Genomic DNA, 24,281 nt, shown 5'->3' with positions numbered 1-24,281 from the left:
AAGATGTTCTGCCGATGGCCCCCCTGCAGGAAGGTCTGCTGTTCCACTCCCTATACCAGGATCAGTCGCTCGACGTATACGTCGCCCAGCTCGTCGCCGAGCTGGAGGGGCCCCTCGACTACCCGACGCTTCAGGCCGCGATCCGCACCCTGCTGCGCAGGCACGCGGGGCTGCGGGCCGGCTTCCGCTTCGAGAAGCTGAGCAAGCCGGTCCAGGCGATCGCCCGTGACGTCGGCCTGCCGCTGCGCCGCATCGACGCCACCGGCCGCAGCCCGCAGGAGCAGCAGGAGGTGCTCGCGGACGTCCGGCGGCAGGATGCGGCCGAGCGCTTCGACCTCACCGCTGCGCCCCTGCTGCGCTTCTCCCTCGTCACGGACGCCGGGGACAGGCACCGGCTCGTCGTCACCAACCACCACATCCTCCTCGACGGCTGGTCGACCGGCCTGATGCTGCTCGAGCTGTTCGAGCTGTACCGGCGCGGCGGCGACGACGCCGGCATGCCCCGGGTCACGCCGTACCGCGATTACCTCGGCTGGCTGGCCCGGCAGGACCGGAGCACCGCGGAGGGCGCATGGCGGCGCGTCCTGGAGGGGGTCGAGGAGCCGACCCTGCTGGCCGGTCCGGGGGCCGCCGGCACGGCCCCGGCAGCGCCCGAGCACCTGATGGTCACCGTCCCCGATGAGCTCACCGCCCGGCTCACCGAGACCGCCCGCGCGCACGGCGTCACCCTCAACACCGTGCTCCAGGGCAGCTGGGCCGTGGTCCTGGGCCGGACGACCGGCCGGGACGACGTGGTGTTCGGCTCGACCGTCTCCGGCCGCCCCGCCGAGGTGCCCGGCATCGAGACGATGATCGGCCTGTTCATCAACACCGTCCCGGTCCGGGCCCGTCTCGCACCCTCGCTGTCGTTGGTCGCGCTCATGCGCGACCTTCAGGACCAGCAGGCCGGACTCCTGCCGCACCAGTACCTGAGCCTGCCGGACATCCAGCGGCTGGCCGGGGTGGGCGAGCTGTTCGACACCCTCACCGTCACCGAGAACTACCCGGTCGAGGAGAGCGACTTCGAGCGGCAGGCAGGCTCGCTGCGCCTCGCTGGCATCGACGCCGCCGACGCCAACCACTACCCACTGAGCATCGCGGCGATCCCCGGCGACTCCCTCCTGCTGCGTCTCGGCTTCCGCCCGGACCTCATCGGCCCGGACGGCGCCGAGGCCGCCGCCGCCCGGCTGCTGCGCGTCTTCGAGGCGTTCGCCGCCGACCCGGACCGGCTCATCGGACGCATCGACGTGCTGGGCGCGGACGAGCGGGCCGACATCCTCACCCGCGGCGAGGGTCCGGCCTGGCAGCACACGGGCGAGGTGATCCCCGAGCTGTTCGAGCGCCAGGTCCGCCGCGACCCCGAGGCCGTCGCCGTCCGCTACGAGGGCGCCACCCTGACCTATGGCGAGCTCAACCGGCGGGCCAACCGGCTGGCACGGCTGCTGACCGCTCGGGGCATCGGCCCCGAGCGGGTGGTCGCCCTCGCGCTGCCCCGCTCGCCCGAGCTCGTCGTCTCGCTGCTCGCGGTCCTCAAGGCGGGTGCCGCGTACCTGCCCGTGGACACCAACTATCCGGCCGACCGCATCAGTTACCTGCTCGCAGACTCGGTCCCCGCGCTGCTGATCGCGGATGGCGAATCCGCCGCGCACCTCCCCGACGCCGCGGCCCTGGACCTGCTGCTGCTCGACGACCCCGAGGTCGTGGCGCGGCTCGCCGGCGCCGTGGACACCGACCCCACCGCGGCCGAGCGCGTCGCGCCGCTCACCCCGGCCGCCCCCGCGTACGTCATCTACACCTCCGGCTCCACCGGCAAGCCCAAGGGCGTGCTGGTCACCCACGCCGGTGTCGCGGGCCTGGCCGCCACCCAGCGGGACCGGCTCGAAGCGGGCCCCGGCAGTCGGGTCCTGCAGATGGCCTCGCCCAGCTTCGACGCCGCGTTCTGGGACGTCTGCATGGCGCTGCTGAACGGCGCCACGCTGGTCGTCGCCCCGGCCGCCCGGCTGCTGCCCGGACAGGGCCTGGTCGATGTGATCAACGAGCACGGGGTCACCCACGCCCTGATCCCGCCGGCCGCCCTCGCCGTCCTCGCACCGCAGGACCTGCCCTCGCTGAGCACCCTGATCGTGGGCGGCGAGGCCACCCCGGGCGAGCTCGTCGCGGTCTGGTCCAAGGGCCGCCGGATGGTCAACGCCTACGGCCCCACGGAGGCGACCGTCGCCGCCACCCTCAGCGGCGCCCTGTCCGGCTCCGGCACCCCGCCCATCGGCGTCCCCGTGGACGCCGCCCGGCTGTACGTCCTGGACGGATCCCTGCAGCCGGTGGCCCCCGGTGCCGGCGGCGAGCTGTACATCGCAGGCACCTGCGTGGCCCGCGGCTACCTGGGCCGCCCCGGCCTGACGGCCGACCGGTTCGTCGCCGACCCGTTCGAGGCCCGCGGCGGGCGCATGTACCGCACCGGCGACCTGGTGAAGTGGCTGCCGGACGGCACGCTGGACTACCTCGGCCGGGCCGACGACCAGGTCAAGATCCGCGGCTTCCGGATCGAGCTCGGCGAGATCGAGTCCGTCCTGGCCCGCCACGCGGACATCGACCAGGCGGTCGTGGTGGTCCGCGAGGCGGAGGACGGCGACAAGCGCCTCGTGGCCTACCTCGTCGCGGCCACGGGCTTCACCGTGCCCGGCCCGGCGGAACTGCGCGAGTACCTGGGCGCCGAACTCCCCGAGTACATGGTCCCCTCCGCCTTCGTGGCCCTCGACGCCTTCCCGCTGACCCCGAACGGCAAGCTGGACCGCAAGGCGCTGCCCGAGCCGAGCCTGACCGGCATGGTGGCGGCCCGCGCGCCGCGCACGCCGCAGGAGGAGATCCTGTGCGCGCTGTTCGCCGAGATCCTCGGCGTGGCGAAGGTGGGCATCGACGACAGCTTCTTCGACCTGGGCGGCCACTCGCTGCTCGCGACCCGGCTGATCACCCGCGCGCGCGCCGTCTTCGGCATCGAGCTTTCGCTGCGCAGCCTCTTCGAAACACCCACCGTCGCCGGCCTCGCCGGCCAGGTCCGCGAGCAGGACGGCGGCCGGCCCGCCCTGGTGGCGAGGGAGCGGGCCGGGGCACCGCCGCTGTCCTTCGCCCAGCGCCGGCTGTGGTTCCTCGGCCGCTTCGAGGGCCCCAGCCCGACCTACAACGTGCCGATGGCCCTGCGTCTCGCCGGGGAGGTGGACACCGCCGCCCTCCAGGCCGCCTTCGGCGATCTCGCCGGACGCCACGAGAGCCTGCGCACGGTCTTCCCCGAAATCGACGGCAAGCCGGTGCAACTGGTCACCGACCGGCTGCCGGTGCTGGAGACCGCCTCCGTCACCGAAGACGCAGTGGACGAGGCGCTCGGCGCGTTCGCCGCCGAGGGCTTCGACCTGACCGCCGATCTGCCCGTCCGCGTACGGCTGTTCACGTACGGGCCGGACCGGCACGTCCTGCTGATGGTGCTGCACCACATCGTGGCCGACGGCTGGTCGATGGCCCCCCTCGGCCGTGACCTGTCCGTCGCGTACGCGGCCCGGCTGGAGGGCGAGGCGCCGCGGTGGGAGCCGCTGCCGGTGCAGTACGCCGACTACACCCTGTGGCAGCGCGAGATCCTCGGTGACGAGGACGACCCCGACAGCGCCATCTCCCGCCAGCTCGGGTACTGGCAGCAGCAGCTCGCGGACCTCCCCGCCGAGCTGGCGCTGCCCACCGACCGGCCGCGCCCGGCCGTCTCCACGTACCGCGGCGGTACCGTGCCGCTCCGCCTGGACGCGGCGCTGCACCAGCGGCTGCTGAAGATCGCCCGGACCAGCCAGGCGAGCCTGTTCATGGTCCTGCAGGCCGGACTGGCGGCGCTGCTGTCCCGGTCCGGCGCCGGTGAGGACATCCCCGTCGGCACGCCGATCGCGGGCCGGACCGACGACGCGCTCGACGAGCTGGTCGGCTTCTTCCTCAACACCCTGGTGCTGCGCACCGACGTCTCCGGCCGGCCCACGTTCCGCGAACTCGTCGCCCGGGTCCGGGACACCGACCTGGAGGCGTACGCCCACCAGGACCTGCCGTTCGAACGGCTCGTCGAGGCCGTCAACCCCGAGCGCTCGCTGGCCACCCACCCGCTGTTCCAGGTCATGCTGACGCTGCAGAACAACCCCGAGGCCACCCTGGCCCTGCCCGGCCTGCGTGCCGAGCCGCACGAACTGGGCAGCGGCATCTCCAAGTTCGACCTCTTCTTCGCGCTGGGCGAGCAGCGGTCCGCCGACGGCTCGCCGACCGGCATCGAGGGCACGCTGGAGTACAGCGCCGACCTGTTCGACGCCGCGACCGCGCAGCGCCTGGCCGACCGCCTGGTGCGGCTGCTGACCCTGGCCGCGGCCGACCCGCGGCTGCCCGTGGCGAGCCTCGACATCCTCGACCCGGTCGAGCGCCACGGCATCCTGGTCCGGAACAACGACACCGACCGGGCACTGACGGCCACGACCCTGCCCGGGATGTTCGCCGCCCGGGTCGCCCGTACGCCCGACGCCCCGGCCGTCGTCGTGGAAGGCGACACCCTCGACTACGCCGAACTCGACGCCCGCTCCAGCCGGCTGGCCCGCCTGCTGATCGGCCGCGGCATCGGCCCGGAGTCCGTCGTCGCGCTCGCGCTGCCGCGCTCGGCCGACCTGGTCACCGCCATCGTCGCGGTGCTCAAGGCGGGGGCCGCCTATCTTCCCGTCGACCCGGAGTACCCGGCCGACCGCATCGCCTTCATGCTCGCCGACGCCGCCCCCGCGCTCGTCCTCAGCGCCACCGGGACCTGGGCCGGCCACGCCGGTGCCCCGGTCCTGCTGCTGGACGAGCCGGCGGTACGGGACGAACTCGCCGCGCTGCCCGCGACCACCGTCCAGGACGCCGAGCGCACAGCCCCGCTGACCCCCGAGGCGCCCGTCTACGTCATCTACACCTCCGGTTCCACCGGCCGCCCCAAGGGCGTCGTCATGCCGGCCCGCGCCATGCTGAACCTGCTGGCGTGGCACGAGTCGGCGATCTCGTCGGACGCGCCCGCGGAGGCACCCGCCGCCCGGGTCGCCCAGTTCACCGCGATCAGCTTCGACGTCTCGGCGCAGGAGATCCTCGGCACCCTGATGGCCGGCAAGACCCTGGTCGTCCCCGCCCAGGAGATCCGTCGCGACGCCGCCGCCTTCGCGCGCTGGCTGGACGCCCACCAGGTGGGCGAGCTGTACGCGCCGCAGCTGGTCGTCAACGCGGTGGCCGAGGCCGCCCTCGAACAGGGCCTGGAACTGCGGTCGCTGACCCACACCGCCCAGGCGGGCGAAGCCCTGGTCCTCACCCGGGACATCCGCTCCCTGCACTCCGGCGAGGTCCCGCGCAGCCTGCACAACCACTACGGGCCCACCGAGACGCACGTCGTGACCGCCTGGACCCTCCCGGCCGACCGGGCGCACTGGCCGGCCACCGCTCCCATCGGCGGACCCATCTGGAACACCCAGGTCTACGTCCTGGACGCCGGTCTGAACCCGGTGCCCGCCGGAGTCCCGGGCGAACTCCACCTGGCGGGCACCCAGCTGGCCCGCGGCTACCTGGGCCGCCCCGGCCTGACCGCCGAACGGTTCGTCGCGAACCCCTTCGGCGCCTCCGGGAGCCGCATGTACCGCACCGGCGACCTGGTGAAGTGGCTGCCGGACGGCACGCTGGAGTACCTCGGCCGGATCGATCACCAGGTCAAGATCCGGGGCTTCCGGATCGAGCTCGGCGAGATCGAGTCCGTCCTCGCCCGGCACCCGGCCCTTTCGGCGGTCGCCGTCCTCGCCCGCGAGGACCGCCCCGGCATCCGCCGACTGGTGGCCTATCCGGTCACCGCCGCGGGCCGCGAGGTACCCGACGCCGACGAGCTGCGCGCCTTCTGCGCGCAGACCCTGCCCGAATACATGGTCCCGGCCGCGTTCGTCGCCCTCGACGCGCTGCCGCTGACGCCGAACGGCAAGCTCGACCGGCGGGCCCTGCCCGCGCCGGACCCGGGCGAGACCTCCCGCGCCCCGCGCACTGCGCTCGAGACCCAGCTGTGCGCCCTGTTCGCCGAGGTGCTCGAACTGCCCGGGGCGGGCATCGACGACAGCTTCTTCGCCCTGGGCGGCCACTCGCTGCTGGCGACCCGGCTGATCAGCCGGATCCGTGCCGTACTGGGCGCCGAGATCACCGTGCGGAGCATCTTCGAGGCACCCACGGTCGCCGCCCTGGCGGCCCTGGTGGACACCGCGGGCACCGGCCGCACGGCCCTGACGGTCCGCGAGCGGGACGCGGAACTGCCGCTGTCCTTCGCCCAGAGCCGGCTGTGGTTCCTGGGCCGCTTCGAGGGCCCGAGCTCCACGTACAACCTGCCGCTGGCCGTGCGCCTGCGCGGGGCCCTGGACCTCCCGGCGCTGCGCGCGGCCCTGGCCGACATGGCCCTGCGTCACGAGAGCCTGCGCACCGTCTTCCCCGAGAACGACGGCAGGCCGCGGCAGCTGGTCACCGACCGGCTGCCGGAGCTGGACACCGTCACGGTCCCCGCCGACGGCCTCGACACCGCCCTCGGCGCGTTCGCGGCCCGCGGCTTCGACCTGACGACCGATCTGCCGCTGCGGGTCCGGCTGTTCACGACCGGCCCCGACGAGCACGTCCTGCTGATCGTGCTGCACCACATCGTGGGCGATGGCTGGTCGATGGCCCCCCTCGGCCGTGACCTCTCCGCGGCCTACGCGGCCCGGCTGGAGGGCGAGGCGCCGCGGTGGGAGCCGCTGCCGGTGCAGTACGCCGACTACACCCTGTGGCAGCGCGAGATCCTCGGTGACGAGGACGACCCCGACAGCGCCATCTCCCGCCAGCTCGGGTACTGGCAGCAGCAGCTCGCGGACCTCCCGGCCGAGCTGGCGCTGCCCTCCGACCGGCCGCGCCCGGCCGTGGCCGGCCACCGCGGGGACACCGTCCCCTTCCAGCTCGGCTCCGAGCTGCACCGCGGCCTGGCCGACCTGGCCAGGGAGCAGGGGGCAAGCCTCTTCATGGTGCTCCAGGCGGCGGTGGCGACGCTGCTGTCCCGGCTCGGGGCGGGCGACGACATCCCGGTGGGAACCGCCGTCGCGGGCCGCACCGACGCCGCCCTCGACGAGCTGGTCGGCTTCTTCATCAACACCCTGGTGCTGCGCACCGACGTCTCGGGAGACCCGACCTTCACCGAGGTGCTGCGCCGGGTCAAGGACACGGATCTGGACGCGTACGCGCACCAGGACCTGCCCTTCGAACGGCTCGTCGACGCCCTGCGACCCGAGCGCTCGCTGTCCCTGCACCCGCTGTTCCAGGTCATGCTGACCCTGGAGAACACGGCCGACGCCGCCGTCGACCTGCCCGGCATCACCGTCGAGCCCCACCCCGTGGGCCTGGACATCGCCAAGTTCGACCTGATGTTCGGCCTCAAGGAGAGGCACACCGGCGAGGGCGAGCCCGCCGGCATCGAGGGCGGCATCGAATACAGCGCCGACCTGTTCGACGCCGACACCGCCGCTTCCTTCGCCGTCCGGCTGGAACGCCTGCTGGCCGCCGTCGTCGCCGCCCCGGGCCGTCCGGTCCGCGAGATCGATCTGCTGGCCGCCGACGAGCGCGCTCTGCTGCTCGGCGGCACGGACGCCGACAGCGAGCACGAACCCCGCCGCCACGCCCCGTCCATCGCCGCCCGTTTCGCCGAGCAGGCGGCCCGGACCCCGGACGCGACCGCCGTCAGCACCGCCGGGCACACCCTCACCTACCGCGAGCTCGACGCCCGCGCCAACCGGCTCGCGCACCGCCTGATCCGCACCGGTGTCGGAGCCGAGTCCTCCGTCGCCGTCCTCATGGACCGCTCCGAGCACCTGCTCGTCGCCACCCTCGCGGTCCTCAAGGCGGGCGGGGTCTACGTACCGCTCGACGCCCGGAATCCGGGCGCCCGTCTGCGCCGCACCATGGTGGAGACCGCAGCGGTGGTCCTCCTCACCGACAGCGCCGCCGACGTGCCCGAACTGCCCGAGGGCACCGCGGTGATCACCGTCGACACCGACGCCACGCTCGCGGACGAGCCGTCCGCGGCCCCCGGCGTCACCGCCCGCCCCGAACAGCTCGCGTACATCATGTTCACCTCCGGCTCGACCGGCCTCCCCAAGGGCGTCGCCGTCACGCAGGCGGACGTGCTCGCCCTCGCCGCGGACCACAGGTGGCAGGACGGCGCCCACCAGCGGGTGCTGCTGCACTCGCCTTACGCCTTCGACGCCACGACGTACGAGATCTGGGTGCCGCTCCTGAGCGGCGGCGAGGTCGTCGTCGCCCCGCCCGGCCAGCTGGACCTCACCCGGCTCGGCGAGCTGGTCGCCGCACGCGGCGTGACCGGCCTGTGGCTGACCGCCGGCCTGTTCCGGCTGCTGGCCGAGGACCACCCGGCGGCCCTGTCCGGAGTCGCAGAGGTGTGGACCGGCGGAGACGTCGTACCGGCCGAGGCGGTCCGCAGGGTCCTGGAGCACTGCCCCGGACTGGTCGTCACCGACGGGTACGGCCCGACCGAGACCACCACCTTCGCTACCAGCCACTCCGTGGACCGTGCCGATGACGTCCCCGCCGTCATGCCGATCGGCCGGGCCCTGGACGGCATGCGGACGTACGTCCTCGACGAGCGGCTGCAGCCGGTGCCGGCCGGGGTGCCCGGCGAGCTCTTCATCAGCGGCGAAGGCCTGGCCCGCGGCTACTTCGGCCGCCCCGCCGACACGGCGGCGGCCTTCGTCGCCGACCCGTACGGCCCGTCCGGCACCCGGATGTACCGCACGGGCGACACCGTGCGCCGCCGGGGCGACGGCCGGCTGGAGTTCCTCGGCCGCGCCGACGATCAGGTCAAGCTGCGCGGCTTCCGGATCGAGCTGGGCGAGATCGAGGGCCTGCTGCTGCGCCGCCCGTCCGTGGGCGCGGCCGCCGTCGTCGTACGCGAGGACCTGCCGGGCGGCAAGCGGCTGGTGGCCTACGTGGTCCCGGCCCGCGGGGAGGCGGCGCAGGACCACGACGCGCTCCGCCTGGCCCTCGCGGCCGAACTGCCCGACTACATGGTCCCGTCGGCGTTCGTCACCCTCGACGCGCTGCCCCTGACCGGCAACGGCAAGCTCGACCGCGCGGCGCTGCCCGCGCCCGCCGCCCCGGAACCCGCCGAGGCCCGGCAGCCGGGCACGGCCGCCGAGCGCGTGCTGTGCTCGCTCGTCGCCAATCTGCTGGGTCTGCCGGAGGTCGCCGCCGACCAGAGCTTCTTCGACCTCGGCGGCGACAGCATCACCTCGATCCAGCTGGTGTCGCGGGCCCGCGAACGCGGCCTGGTCTTCACGCCCAAGGACGTGTTCCAGCTGCGTACGGTCGCCGCGCTCGCCGCCACGGCCACGACCCTCGCCGACACCGAGCGCGAGGACCCGCTGGCGGGCACCGGAGAGCTCCCGCTCACCCCGATCGTCCACTGGCTGCGCGAACGCGGCGGCGCCATCGACCGGTTCAACCAGTCACTGCTGCTGCAGACCCCTGCCGAGCTGACCGCCGAGCGGCTCGCCGCCACGCTCCAGGCGCTGCTGGACCACCACGACGCCCTGCGTCTGCGGCTGTCCCGGCACGCGGGGGAGTGGGACCTGGAGGTCGTACCGCGGGGCAAGGTCGTCGCCGAGGACTTGATCCGGCGGATCGACGTCACCGGTCACGACGACGAGCGGCTGCGCGCCACCATGGCCGCCGAAGGCGAGCAGGCCTGGGCCCGGCTCGACCCCGACGCCGGCGTGATGGTCCAGGCGGTCTGGTACGACGCCGGGCCGGCGCGCCGCGGCCGCCTGCTCCTGGCCGTCCACCACCTCGCCGTCGACGGCGTCTCCTGGCGCATCCTCCAGTCCGACCTGGCCGCCGTCTGGCAGGCCGTGTCGGCGGGCCGGACCCCGGAGCTGATGCCCGTGGGCACCTCGCTGCGCCGGTGGGCCCAGCGGCTGGAGGAGGCCGCCGCGGCACCGGAGCGCACCGCCGAGCTCGCCGCCTGGCAGCGTCGGCTCGACCACCCGGACCCGCTGATCGGCCGCTCGCACGTGGACCGGGAGCGAGACCTGGCCGACACGGTCACCTCGTACAGCCTGACCCTGCCGGTCGCCACGACGGAGGCACTGCTCACCACCGTTCCCGCCGCGTTCCACGCCGGCGTCAACGACGTGCTGCTCACCGGTCTGGCGCTCGCCGTCTCCGACTGGCGCCGCCGCACCACCGGAGAGCAGAGCAGCTCCCTCCTGCTCGACCTGGAGGCCCACGGCCGGGAGGAGTTCCTGGCCGGCGTGGACCTGTCCCGCACGGTCGGCTGGTTCACCAGCCTCTACCCGGTGCACCTCGACCCCGGCCCGGTCGACCACCAGGAGGTCTCGGCGGGCGGCCCGGCCGCCGGCCGGGCCCTGAAAGCGGTCAAGGAGCAGTTGCGGGCGATCCCGGACAACGGCATCGGCTACGGCCTGCTGCGCCACCTCAATCCGGCCACGGCACAGTCCCTCGGGTCCTTCCCCGCACCGCAGATCGGCTTCAACTACCTCGGCCGCTTCGATACGGGAGCCTCGCGGGAGCTGGCCGACTGGGCGCCGGCCCCCGAGGGCGGCGCGTACGGCGGGGACGACCCGCGGATGCCCGTCGCCCACGCGCTCGAGCTGAGCGCCACCACCGAGAACCACCCCGAAGGGCCCCGGCTGACCGCCATCTGGCAGTGGCCGCAGGAGCTGTTCGAGCGGGAAGCGGTGGCAGACCTGGCCGAGAGCTGGTTCCGGGCCCTGACCGGGCTGGCCACGCACGCCGAGGGCCCGGGCACCGGCGGTCTGACCCCGTCCGACCTCGGACTCAACTCGCTGGCCCAGGACGAGATCGACGCACTGGAAGACGAACTGGCCGACGAGCTCGCCGATGAGCTCGACGACGACCTGAACGGTGAATGGGGTACGCAGAAGTGAGTCGCACACGGATCGAGGACATCCTCCCGCTTTCGCCGTTGCAGGAAGGCATGTACTTTCACGCCCGGTTCGACGAGGAGGAACTGGACGTCTACACCGTCCAGTTCGTCTTCGACCTGACCGGGCCGGTCGACTCGGACAGGCTGCAGGCGGCCGCCCAGGCCCTGGTGCAGCGGCACGCCAACCTCCGCGCGAGCTTCCGCCAGCGCAAGACCGGCGAGGCCGTCCAGGTCATCCACCGCCAGGTACCGGTGCCCTTCAGCCGGCTGGACCTGTCGGGGCTGGACGAGCAGGACCGGCAGGCCGAGCTCGACCGCCTCATCGCCGAGGACCGCTTCCGCCGCTTCGACCTCGCCAAGGCGCCGCTGCTGCGCTTCACGCTGATCGACCTCGGCGGAGGCGAGCACCGGCTGCTGTTCAGCAACCACCACATCCTCCTCGACGGCTGGTCGATGCCGCTGGTCGTGGGCGAGCTCCTGGAGCTGTACCGCAAGGGCGGCGACCCGGCCGGCCTCCCCGCGCTCCCCCCGCTGCGCCGCTACTACGACTGGCTGGGCGCCCAGGACCGTACCGCGGCCGAGCAGGCCTGGCGCGAGGTGCTGGCCGGACTCACCGAGCCGACCCTGCTGGTGCCGTCCGGCCAGACCCGGGAAGCCGTCGCCCCCCGGCAGCTGCGGGTCACCGTGCCGGGCGCCCTCGCCGAGCGGCTGCGCCGGCGGTCCCAGTCCGCCGGGCTGACGCTGAACACCCTGGTCCAGGGCGCCTGGGCGGTCCTGCTGGGGCGGCTGACCGGGCGCCGGGACGTGGTCTTCGGCGCCACGGTGGCCGGCCGCCCGCCGGAGGTGCCGGGCATCGAGTCGATGGTCGGTCTGTTCATCAACACCCTGCCGGTGCGCGTGGCGATGGACGCCGACGAGCCGCTGCTGGGCATGCTGAGCCGCCTGCAGGAGCAGCAGTCCGGACTCATCGACCACCAGCACCTGAGCCTGTCCGCCGTCCAGGGCCTGACCGGCCTCCCGGAGCTGTTCGACACCCTCGTCGTCTTCGAGAACTTCCCGGTGTCCGCCGCGGCACCCGAGGCGGACCCGGGCAACGCGCTGAACGTCGCCTCGTTCCAGGGCGAGGACTCCACGCACTACCCGCTCACCCTGATGGTGATGCCGGGCGAGGACCTCGCCCTGCGCGTCGGCTACCGCCCCGATGTGATCGACGACGCGGCCGCCCGGTCGCTGACCCGTCAGTTGGAGCGCGTCCTGGCAGCCGTGGCGGACACTCCCGAACTGCCGGTCCGCGCGGTGGACATCCTCGACCCCGCCGACCGCGAGCAGGTCCTGACCCGGTGGAACGACACCGCCCGCCCGCTGCCCGCCACCGACTTCCTGGAGCTGTTCGGCGCCCGGGTCACCGAGGCGCCGGACGCCCTCGCCGTGACCGACGGCGCCGGCGGCCTGAGCTACGCCGAGCTCGACGAGCGCGCCCGGCAGCTCGCGCACCACCTGGCGGCGCACGGCGCGGGCCCCGAGCGCTTCGTCGCCGTCGCGCTGCCCCGCACGCCGGATCTGGTGGTGGCGCTGCTCGCGGTCCTGAAGACCGGTGCGGCCTACCTGCCGCTGGACCCGGAGTACCCGGCCGAACGCGTGGCCTACATGGTCGAAGACGCCCGCCCGGCCCTCGCGCTGGCCACCACCGACACCGCCGGACTCTTCCCGGCGGACGGCCCCCGGGTCGTCGTCCTCGACGACCCCGCCACCACGCGGGCCGTTGCCGAGGCCCGCCCGGTGGCACTGCCCGCGAGCGACCCCGCCCACCCGGCGTACGTGATCTACACGTCCGGCTCCACCGGCAAGCCCAAGGGCGTGGTCGTCCCGCGCGGCGCCGTCACCAACTTCCTGTGCGCCATGCGCGAGCGGTTCGCACCGGAGCCGGCCGACCGGCTGCTGGCGGTCACCACGATCGCCTTCGACATCGCGGTGCTGGAGCTGTACCTGCCGCTGATCAGCGGCGCCGGGGTGATCGTGGCGCCCCGTGATGTGGTGCGTGATCCTTCGGCGTTGGCGGGGCTGGTCCGTGGCAGTGGTGCCACGGTGATGCAGGCGACGCCTTCGTTGTGGCAGGCGTTGACGGCCCAGGAGCCGGAGGCGGTGCGTGGTCTGACGATGCTGGTCGGTGGTGAGGCGCTGCCGGCCGGTCTCGCGTCGACGATGGCCGGTCTGGGTTCGAGTGTGACGAACATGTACGGGCCGACGGAGACCACGGTGTGGTCGAGCATGTCGGACGTGCGTGGGGACGGTCGGGCTCCGGCGATCGGGCGTCCGCTGTGGAACACGCAGGTGTACGTCCTCGATGAGGGCCTGCGTCCGGCGGCGCCGGGTGTCGCGGGTGATTTGTACATCGCCGGTGATGGTGTGGTGCGGGGGTATCTGAACCGTGCTGCGCTGACGGGTGAGCGGTTCGTGGCGGATCCGTTCGGTGTTCCGGGTGTGCGGATGTACCGCACGGGTGACATCGCGCGGTGGCGCACCGATGGTGAGCTGGAGTTCCTGGGGCGGGCCGACCATCAGGTCAAGCTGCGCGGTCACCGCATCGAGCTCGGTGAGATCGAGACGGTCCTGAGCGAGGTCCGCGAGGTCGGCCAGACCGCCGTCGTCGTCCGCGAGGACTCCGCCGGCACGCAACAGCTCGCCGCCTACCTAGTGGCCGAGCGCGGCGCCCCGGCCCCCACCGCGGCAGCACTGCGCGCCCACGCGGGTGAACGCCTTCCCGAGTACATGGTGCCCGCCGCGTACGTGGTCCTGGACGCGCTGCCGCTGACCCCCAACGGCAAGCTCGACCGGGCGGCCCTGCCCGCACCCGAGTTCGGCACCGCGGCCGGACGCGGACCGCGCACGCCGCGCGAGGAGATCCTCGCCGGCCTCTTCGCCGAACTCCTCGGCCTCGCCCCCACGGCCTTCGGCATCGACGAAAGCTTCTTCGAGCTCGGCGGCAACTCCCTGCTCGGCACCCAGCTCATCAGCCGCATCCGCACCACCTTCGCCGTGGAGACCCAGCTGCGCGTGCTGTGGGACGCCCCGACGGTCGCCCAGCTCGCGGCCCGGCTGGAGGCGGGTGCCTCCGGCGCCGCATCCGGCCGCCCGGCCCTGACCGCGGCCGAGCGCCCGGAGCAGGTACCGCTGTCGCTGGCTCAGCTCAGGCTCTGGTTCCTCAGCAGGCTGGAAGGCCCGAGCCCCACGTACAACATCCCGCTGCCGCTGCGCCTGTCCGGCCCGCTGGACCCCGAGGTGCTCCAGGCCGCGATCAGCGACGTGGTGCACCGCCACGAAAGCCTGCGCACGGTTTTCCACGAGGCCGAGGGCAAGCCGTACCAGGTCGTCCTCGGCACCGTCCCCGAGCTCGTGGTCACCGAGACCGACGAAGACTCACTGGACGCGGACCTCGCGCGCAGCGTCGCGTACGCCTTCGACATCGCGACCGAACACCCCATCCGCGCCGAGCTGCTCCGGCTCGGCGCGACGGACCACGTGCTGCTGCTCCTCATCCACCACATCGCCGGCGACGGCTCCTCCCTGGCGCCCCTGGGCCGCGACCTGTCGGCCGCCTACGCCGCCCGGACGCGCGGCGCGGCCCCCGACTGGGAGCCCCTGCCCGTGCAGTACGCCGACTACACGCTGTGGCAGCAGCGGGTCCTCGGCGACACCGACGACGAGAACAGCACCGTCGCCCGCCAGCTCGCCTACTGGCAGGGCCAGCTCGCCGGCCTGCCCGAAGCGCTCGACCTCCCGTCCGACCGGCCGCGCCCGGCCGTGGCCAGCTACCGGGGCGGCTCCCTGCCCGTACGGTTCGCCCCGGAGCTGCACCGCAAGCTCGCGGACGTCGCCCGCCGCGAGCGAGTGACGCTGTTCATGGTGGTCCAGGCCGGCCTGGCCGCACTGTTCCACCGGCTGGGGGCCGGCGAGGACATCCCCATCGGCTCGGCCATCGCCGGCCGTACCGAGGAGCCCCTCGACGACCTCGTGGGCTTCTTCGTCAACACCCTGGTGCTGCGCACGGACGTATCCGGCGACCCGACCTTCGCCGAGCTGCTCCACCGCGTCCGCGAGACGGACCTGTCCGCCTACGCCCATCAGGACCTGCCGTTCGAGCGGCTCGTCGAGGCGGTCAACCCGGAGCGCTCGCTCTCCCGACACCCCCTGTTCCAGGTCATGCTGGCCTTCCAGAACGTGGCCGCCGCCAGCCTCGACATCGACGGCCTCGCCGTCGGCGTGCAGCGCGTCGACTCCCACGCGGCCAAGTTCGACCTGTCCTTCAGCCTCACCGACCGCTACACGGCCGACGGAGCGGCGGACGGCATCGGCGGTGTCGTCGAATACAGCAGCGACCTGTTCGACGCGCCGACCGTCTCCGCCCTGTGCGACCGCCTGGAGCGGCTGCTGACCGCCGTCGCGGACGACACCTCGGCCCCGCTGAGCGGCGTCGAGATCCTCTCCGCCGACGAGCGGCGGCAGGTGCTGGGCGAGTGGAGCGGCACGGTACGGGACCTCGCCGACGGCACCTTCCCGGAGCAGTTCGCCGGCCAGGTGGCCCGTACGCCGCACGCACCGGCCGTCACCTTCGCCGCGACCACGCTCGACTACGCGGAACTCGACGCCCGCGCCAACCGGCTGGCCCGCGAGCTGATCGCCCGCGGCGCCGGCCCCGAGCAGCGGGTCGCCATCGCGCTGCCGCGCTCCGTGGAGCTCGTCGTCGCGATCATCGCGGTCGCCAAGTCCGGCGCCGCGTACGTCCCGGTCGACATCGACTACCCGGCCGACCGCATCGCGTACATCCTCGCCGACGCCGCCCCGGCGCTGCTGCTGAGCACCTCGGCCGCAGGCGTCCCGGCCGCCGGCACACCCGTACTGCTGCTGGACGACGCCGAGGTGGCCGAGGCGGTCGCGGCCCGCGCCGGGACCGCCGTCACCGACGCGGAGCGCCACGCTCCGCTGTCCCCGGACCACCCCGCCTACGTCATCTACACCTCCGGCTCCACCGGCAGGCCCAAGGGCGTCGTGGTCGGCCACCGCGGCATCGCCGGTCTGCACGCCGCGGCCACGGAGGCCTTCGGGGTCGGCCCGTCGGACCGCGTGCTGCAGTTCGCCTCGGTCAGCTTCGACGCCGCCTTCGCCGAGATCGCCGTCGCCCTGCTGACGGGTGCCGAGCTGGTGCTCGCGCCCAAGGAGCGGCTGATGCCGGGTGAGCCGCTGGCCGAGCTGCTCGCCGAGCACGCCATCACGCAGGTGACGCTGCCTTCGGCCGCCCTCGCCGCCATGCCCGACGGCGCCCTCCCGGAAGGGATGTCACTCGCCGTCGCGGGTGAGGCGCTGCCGCCGGAGCAGGTGCGCCGCTGGTCGGCGGGCCGCCGCATGGTCAACGGCTACGGCCCCACGGAGACCACCGTCGCAGCCTCCTACGCCGTCCTGACCCGCGGCGGCGCCGACAGCGAGCCCTGGCAGGAAGAGAACGCGCCGCCCATCGGACACCCCGTGGTCAACGCCCGGGCCTTCGTCCTCGACGGGTCGCTCCGCCCGGTGCCGGTGGGCGTACCCGGCGAGCTGTACGTGTCCGGGCCCGGCCTGGCCCGCGGCTACCTGGGCCGCCCCGACGTCACCGCGGAGCGCTTCGTCGCCCTGCCGTTCGGCGGCGAGGGAGCCCGGATGTACCGCACCGGCGACGTCGTGCGCTGGCGCTCCGACGGTCTGCTGGAATTCGTCGGCCGCGCCGACGACCAGGTCAAGCTGCGCGGGTTCCGGATCGAGCCGGGCGAGATCGAGGCGATCCTCGCCCGCCGCCCCGACGTCGGCCAGGCCGTGGTGGTCCTCCGCGAGGACACCCCGGGCGTCAGGCGCCTGGTGGCCTACCTCGTCCCGGCGGTCGGTGCAGAGCACGCCGACGCCGAGGCCGCACGCGAGGAACTGGCCGCCGCAGTGCCGGACTACATGGTTCCGTCCGCGTTCGTCACCCTGGACGCGCTGCCGCTGACGCCCAACGGAAAGGTGGACCGCAGGGCGCTGCCGGCGCCGACGGCCGACCGCGCCCGCACCGTCCGTGCCCCGCGCACCCCCGCCGAGCGCACCCTGTGCGGGCTGTTCGCCGCACTCCTGGGCCTGGCGGAGTCCGAGGTCGGCGCCGACGACAACTTCTTCCACCTCGGCGGCGACAGCATCGTCTCCATCCAGCTCGTCGCCCGCGCCCGCAACGCCGGACTCGTCATCACCGCCCAGGACGTGTTCCAGCACCGCACCCCGGCGGGCCTGGCAGCCGTCGCCACCACCGAGGACGCCACCCCGCTGGAGGAGGCCGGCGCGGGAACCGGCGAGATTCCGCTGACGCCGATCACGGCATGGCTCCGGGACCGGCAGGCGCCCATGGAGGGCTTCAGCCAGTCCATGGTCCTTCTGTCCCCGGCCGGCCTGACCCGCCCGCAGCTGTTGGCCGCCCTCCAGGCGCTCGTCGACCACCACGACGCGCTGCGACTGCGGCTGACCGTCACCGGCGAGCGGAACCCCGACTGGCACCTGGAGACCCTGCCGCACGGAGCGGTCGACGCGGACGCGCTGATCGAGCGGATCGACGTACGCGGCCTCGACGAGGCCTCGTTCGGGGCGGCTCTCGCCGAGCACGGCGGCCGGGCCGTCGGGCGACTCGACCCGCAGGCGGGCACCGTCCTGCGCGCGGTCTGGCTCGACGCGGGCAACGAGCGGCAGGGCCGGCTCGCGGTGGTCGTCCACCACCTGGCCGTCGACGGGGTCTCCTGGCGCATCCTGCTGCCGGACCTGGTGGCCGCCTGGCAGGCCGTACGGGCCGGGGAGCGGCCCGCGCTGGAGCCCGTGCGAACCTCACTGCGCACCTGGGCCGGGCGGCTGTACGAGGCCGCCCGGGAACCCGCCCGGGAGGCCGAACTCGACGCCTGGCTCGGCCGCCTCACGGGACCGGACCCGCTGCTCGGCTCCGAGGCACCCGACCCGGCGCGGGACGTGGCGGCCACCGTGCGCACGGTGGAGGTCACCCTGCCCGCAGAGCTGACCCGCGGCCTGATCACCACGGTCCCGGCCGCCTTCCACGCCGGTGTGGGAGACGTGCTCACCACCGCGCTCGCCCAGGCCGTGGCGGCCCATCGCCGCAGCACCGACCCGGACGCGCCGACCGGCGTGCTGGTGGCCCTGGAGGGCCACGGCCGCGAGGACGTCGTGCCGGGAGCGGACCTGTCCCGCACCGTCGGCTGGTTCACCTCGGCCTACCCGGTCCTCGTGGACGCGGGCGAGCCGGATCCGGCCCGCGGTCCCCTGGCCGGAGCGGCCGCCGGGGCCGCGCTCAAGCGGGTCAAGGAGCAGCTGCGGGAGATCCCGGACCACGGCATCGGCTACGGCCTGCTGCGCCACCTCAACGAGCGCACCGCACCCGTCCTCGCCGCCGCGGCGGCCCCGCAGATCTCGTTCAACTACCTCGGCAGGTTCACCGCCGGGACGGGCGAGGAGAACGCGGACTGGGGCCCGGCGCCGGAGGAGGTCCTCATCGGCGGCGACGACCCGCGGATGCCGGTGGCGCACGCCCTGGACATCCTCGCGTCGACCGCCGACGGGCCGGAGGGTCCGCGACTGACCGCCTTCTGGCGCTACCCGGAGGCCCTGTTCTCCGAGCAGGAGATCCGCGGCCTGGCCGAGAGCTGGACCGAGGCGCTCGCGGCACTGGCCGCGCATGCCGAGCACCCCGGCTCCGGCGGGCGCACGCCCTCGGACCTGGATCTCGTCACCGTCGGCCAGCAGGACATCCACGAGCTGGAGGCGGACGACCCCGCCTCGGTCGAGGACGTCCTGCCGCTCGCCCCGCTCCAGGAGGGACTGCTCTTCCACTCGGAGCTGGACCAGAGCGAACTGGACGTGTACACCGTCCAGTTCGAGATAGGCCTGGAGGGGGAGGTCGACGCGGAGGCACTGCGCGAGGCCGTCGCCGGCCTGCTGCGCCGCCACGCCAACCTGCGCACCGGCTTCCGCCGGGTCCGCTCCGGTGCGGCCGTCCAGGTCGTGCGGCGCGAGGTCGAACTGCCGTGGACCGAGATCGACCTGCGCGCCATGGACGAGCCGGCGCGCACCGCCGAGCTGGAGCGGATCGTCGAGCAGGACCGCTTCCGCCGCTACGACCTCACCCGGCCGCCGCTGCTGCACTTCACCCTCGTACGGCTGGCGGACGAGCGGTACACACTGCTGTTCAACAACCACCACATCGTGCTCGACGGCTGGTCGATGCCGCTGCTGATGACCGAGCTGTTCGCCCTCTACCAGGCGCGCGGCGACGACACGTCCCTGCCCGCCGTCACCCCGTACCGCACCTACCTCTCCTGGCTCGCCCGGCGGGAGCGGGGCGCCGCCGGGCAGGCCTGGAAGCAGGCCTTGGACGGCGTCACCGAGCCCACCCTGCTCGTGCCCGCCGACCCGAACCGGACTCCGGTGGCACCGGTGCAGCTGAGCCTGGACCTGCCCGACGCACTGCACGAGCAGCTGCGCGCCCTGACCAGGACCACCGGTCTGACCCTCAACACGCTGATCCAGGGCGCCTGGGCGGTCCTGCTGGGGCGGCTGACCGGGCGCCGGGACGTGGTCTTCGGCGGCACGGTCTCCGGCCGCCCGCCGGAGGTGCCGGGCATCGAGTCGATGGTCGGCCTGTTCATCAACACCCTGCCGGTGCGCGTGACGACGGACCCGGACGAATCGCTGCTGGAGCTGCTGGGCCGCCTGCAGGACCAGCAGTCCGCCCTCATCGAGCACCAGCACCTGGGCCTCTCCGACGTGCTCGGCGAAACCGGCCTCACCGAACTCTTCGACACGCTGGTGGTGTTCGAGAACTACCCGTTCGACGCCGCCGGACTCCAGGAGAAGGCCTCCGGGCTGCACGTCGCGGACGTGGCCGGCGAGGACTCCACCCATTATCCGCTGACCCTGATGGTCACGCCCGGCACGGGCCTGCAGATCCGCGTGGGCTACCGGCCCGACCTGATCGAGGCGGGGACGGCCCGCGCCCTGGTGGCCCGCCTCGAGCGGGTGCTGGACGCCATCGCCCGGACCCCGGACCTGGCCGTGGGTGCACTCGACGTCCTGACGCCGCAGGAACGGCGGCAGGTGCTCGTCGAGTGGAACGACACCACCCGCGAGGTTCCGGCCCCGGACTTCCTGCGCCTGTTCGAGGAGCAGGTGGCCCGTGACCCGCACGCCCCGGCCGTCCTGGCGGGCGCGAGCGAACTCTCGTACGGGGAGCTGGAGGTGCGCGCGAACAGGCTGGCGCAGCTTCTGGCCACCCGAGGTGCGGGGCCCGAGACCTTCGTGGCCCTGTCCCTGCCGCGCTCCGCGGACCTGGTGGTCGCGCTCCTCGCGGTCCTGAAATCCGGTGCGGCCTACCTGCCGCTGGACCCGGAGTACCCGCGGGACCGGATCGCCCACATGGTCGAGGACAGCCGTCCCGTCCTCGCGCTGACCACCACCGGTACCGCGCTCGACGCCGGCGTCGAGGAGATCGTGCTCGACGACCCGGCGGTGGCGGCCCTGATCGAGCAGCAGCCGGCCGTCACGCCCCGCCCCGCGGGCGACCCCGCCCACCCGGCGTACGTGATCTACACGTCCGGCTCCACCGGCAAGCCCAAGGGCGTGGTGGTGCCGCGCGCAGCCCTGGTGAACTTCCTGTGCGCCGTGCGCGAGCGGTTCGCACCGGGCCCGGGCGACCGGCTGCTGGCGGTGACGACCATCGCCTTCGACATCGCGGCCCTGGAGATGTACGTACCTCTGATCTCGGGTGCGGCCGTGGTGGTCGCCGAACGTGATGTGGTGCGTGATCCGGCGGCGTTGGCGGGGCTGGTCCGTGGGAGTGGTGCCACGGTGATGCAGGCGACGCCTTCGTTGTGGCAGGCGTTGACGGCCCAGGAGCCGGAGGCGGTGCGTGGTCTGACGATGCTGGTCGGTGGTGAGGCGCTGCCGACGGGTCTTGCGGCGACGATGGCCGGTCTGGGTTCGAGTGTGACGAACATGTACGGGCCGACGGAGACCACGGTGTGGTCGTCGATGTCGGAGGTGCGTGGGGACGGGCGGGCTCCGGCGATCGGGCGTCCGCTGTGGAACACGCAGGTGTACGTCCTCGATGAGGGCCTGCGTCCGGCGGCGCCGGGTGTCGCGGGTGATTTGTACATCGCCGGTGATGGTGTGGTGCGGGGGTATCTGAACCGTGCCGCGCTGACGGGTGAGCGGTTCGTGGCGGATCCGTTCGGTGTGCCGGGTGTGCGGATGTACCGCACGGGTGACATCGCGCGTTGGCGGACCGATGGTGAGCTGGAGTTCCTGGGGCGGGCCGACCATCAGGTCAAGCTGCGCGGTCACCGCATCGAGCTCGGTGAGATCGAGACGGTCCTGAGCGAGGTCCGCGAGGTCGGCCAGGCCGCCGTCGTCGTCCGCGAGGACACCCCGGGGCTCCAGGTCCTGGTCGGCTACACGGTCCCCGTCGCCGGCGCGGCCGTACCCCCGGCGGCACACCTGCGGGAACTGCTCTCCGCGGAACTGCCCGAGTACATGGTGCCCGCAGCCTTCGTGGTCCTGGACGCGCTGCCGCTGACCCCCAACGGCAAGCTCGACCGGGCGGCCCTGCCCGCACCCGAGTTCGCCGCCGCGGCGGGACGCGGACCGCGCACCGCCCGGGAAGAGGTCCTGTGCGGGCTGTTCGCCGAGGTGCTCGACCTGCCCAAGGTGTCCATCGACGACAACTTCTTCGAACTGGGCGGCAACTCGATCCGCTCGGCCCTGCTGGTCAACAGGGTCCGTGGGACCTTCTCGGCCGACATCCCGCTGCGCGTCCTGTGGGACGCGCCGACGGTCGCCCAGCTCGCCGAGCGGCTCGCCGACACGAACGCCGACGGCGCCGACGACCAGTTCGGCGTCCTGCTGCCCCTGCGCACCGGCGGCGAGGGCACCCCGCTCTTCTGCCTGCACCCCGTCGGCGGCCTGAGCAGCGTCTACGCCGGCCTGCTGAGGTACGTCACCGGACACCCGGTCTACGGGCTCCAGTCGCGGGGCCTGGGCGCCGCGGAGGAACTCCCGGACACCATGGAGGACATGGCGGCGGACTACCTGGCCCAGATCCGCGAGGTCCAGCCCCAGGGCCCCTACCACCTGCTCGGCTGGTCGATGGGCGCGAACATCGCGCACGCCATCGCGCACCTGCTGGAGCAGGAGGGGGAAGAGGTCGCGGTGCTGATCTCGCTGGACAAGGTCCCGGTCACCGAGGCGCCTGCCGGAGACGAGGCCGCCATCGACGAACAGGACGTCTACGCCGGTCTGCTGTCGATGGTCGGGGTGGACCCGGCCGGGCTCGGCGAAGGCCCGCTGACCGCGGACCTGACCTGGGAGATCCTCGAACGCGAGGGCAGTGCGCTGGCCGGCATCGAACGCGGCCACGTCTCCCGGTTCGCCGAGGTGGCCGCGAACAACCGCCGGATCGAGGTGAGCTGGCGTCCCGCGCCGGTCCGCACCACGGTCCTCGCGTTCGTCGCCACCCCCGACCCGGTTGCCGACCGGCACCTCGTACGGCAGGCCGCCGAGGCGTGGCGCCCGTTCGTGACCGGCCAGATCGAGACGTACCAGGTGACCGCGACCCACGCGGAAATGACCAGGCCGGAGCCGATCGCCGAGATCGGCCGGGTGCTCGCCGACCGCCTCGCCGACTTCAAGTGACACGGGTTCCCGCGCAGTGACGACGGCCCGGCCGGTCTCCATGACCGGCCGGGCCGTCGTCACCCCTGATGTGACACAAACCGTTCACGACCACGCCCATGACCATGACCACGCCCATGACCATGACCACGACCACGCCCATGACCACGACGAGACGAGACGAGAACCGACGCATGAAGACCCTCACCCGCTTCCCCGCCGAGGACCTCGGCACGGTCAACCTGGCCGACCCGGGGACCTATCACTCCCACGACCTGGCGGAGTACTGGCGCACGCTGCGCACCGAGCGGCCGGTCTTCCGGCACCCGGAGTCCCCCCAGGGCCCGCCCTTCTGGGTGATCTCCCGATACGCCGACGTCATGAACATCTACCGCGACGGCGAGCGCTTCATCTCGGCCAAGGGCAACCTGCTGACCACGCTCCTCAACGGCGGCGACTCGGCCGCCGGCAAGATGCTCGCGGTCACCGACGGCGCCCGACACCGTGAGGTGCGCAAGATCCTGCTGAAGGCTTTCTCGCCGAAGAAGCTCGACCAGGTGGCCGAGCGGGTGCGCCGCAACACCCGCTCCCGCATCGCCTCGGTGGTCGAGCGCGGCTCCTGCGACTTCGCCGCGGACGTCGCCGTACACATCCCGATGACCACCATCTGCGATCTCCTGGGTGTTCCCGAAGGGGACCGGGACATGCTGCTCAAGCTCAACAAATCGGCCCTCAGCTCCGACGACCCGGACTCGACCGAGGACGACGAGCGCATGGCCCGCAACCAGATCCTCATGTACTTCTCCGAGTTGGCCGAGGAACGCCGTGAGGACCCGCAGGACGACGTGATCAGTGTGCTGGCCACGGCGACGATCGACGGCAGGGAACTCACCGAGGACGAGATCGTCTTCAACTGCTACAGCCTCATCATCGGCGGTGACGAGACCAGCCGCCTCTCCATGATCGGCGGGGTGCAGGCCTTCACGGAGTTCCCGGACCAGTGGGAGGCCCTGCGTACCGGCGCGGTCAGCGTCGAGTCGGCGACGGAGGAGATCCTCCGCTGGGTCACGCCCACGATGCACTTCGGCCGGGTCGCCCGCTACGACACCGTCCTGCACGGCGAGCTGATCAAGGCCGGCGACCCGGTGACGCTCTGGCACAGCTCGGCCAACTTCGACGAGGAGGTCTTCGCCGACCCGTACACGTTCGACCTTGCCCGGACCCCGAACAAGCACATGACCTTCGGCTACGGACCGCACTTCTGCCTCGGGTCCTACCTGGCCCGGGTGGAGATCGGCGCGCTGCTGACGAACCTGGTCGAGATGGTCGACCGGATCGACCGGTCCGGCGACATCGTCAAGATCCACTCCAACTTCCTGACCGGGATCAGCCGGCTCCCGGTCACGTTCACCCCCTCGGCCGCGTTCCGCGGCGCCTGAGCGCGTTCCGTCGCCCGCCGACAGCGGCCCGGCCCCCACGGGGCCGGGCCGCTCCCGGTTTTCCCGCCCCGTAC

The 24,281-nt window shown here is 73.3% G+C and carries 3 protein-coding genes; all 3 read left to right on the top strand.

From position 1 onward, the window contains the following. Window positions 1–14 precede the first annotated feature (14 nt). The 3 genes from AC3IYI_RS14080 (at window position 15) to AC3IYI_RS14070 (ending at window position 24,207) form a co-directional block, all read left to right on the top strand. Entirely contained in the window at window positions 15–11,048 is an 11,034-nt protein-coding gene (locus AC3IYI_RS14080) for a non-ribosomal peptide synthetase (RefSeq protein ID WP_489410503.1), read from the top strand. Next, window positions 11,045–22,789: an amino acid adenylation domain-containing protein gene (locus AC3IYI_RS14075; protein WP_489410502.1), complete on the top strand. Its 11,745-nt coding sequence runs from the start codon at window positions 11,045–11,047 to the stop codon at window positions 22,787–22,789. Before AC3IYI_RS14080 ends, AC3IYI_RS14075 begins: the two co-directional genes overlap by 4 nt. Before the next feature lie 173 nt (window positions 22,790–22,962). Continuing rightward, window positions 22,963–24,207, top strand: coding sequence for a cytochrome P450 (locus tag AC3IYI_RS14070; RefSeq protein ID WP_489411529.1), 1,245 nt, complete (start codon window positions 22,963–22,965; stop codon window positions 24,205–24,207). Window positions 24,208–24,281 lie beyond the last annotated feature (74 nt).

It is taken from the genome of Streptomyces sp. GL_148, assembly GCF_057834205.1.
The sequence above is the reverse complement of the archived record's forward strand: the minus strand, read 5'-3'. Positions and strand labels throughout refer to the sequence as shown.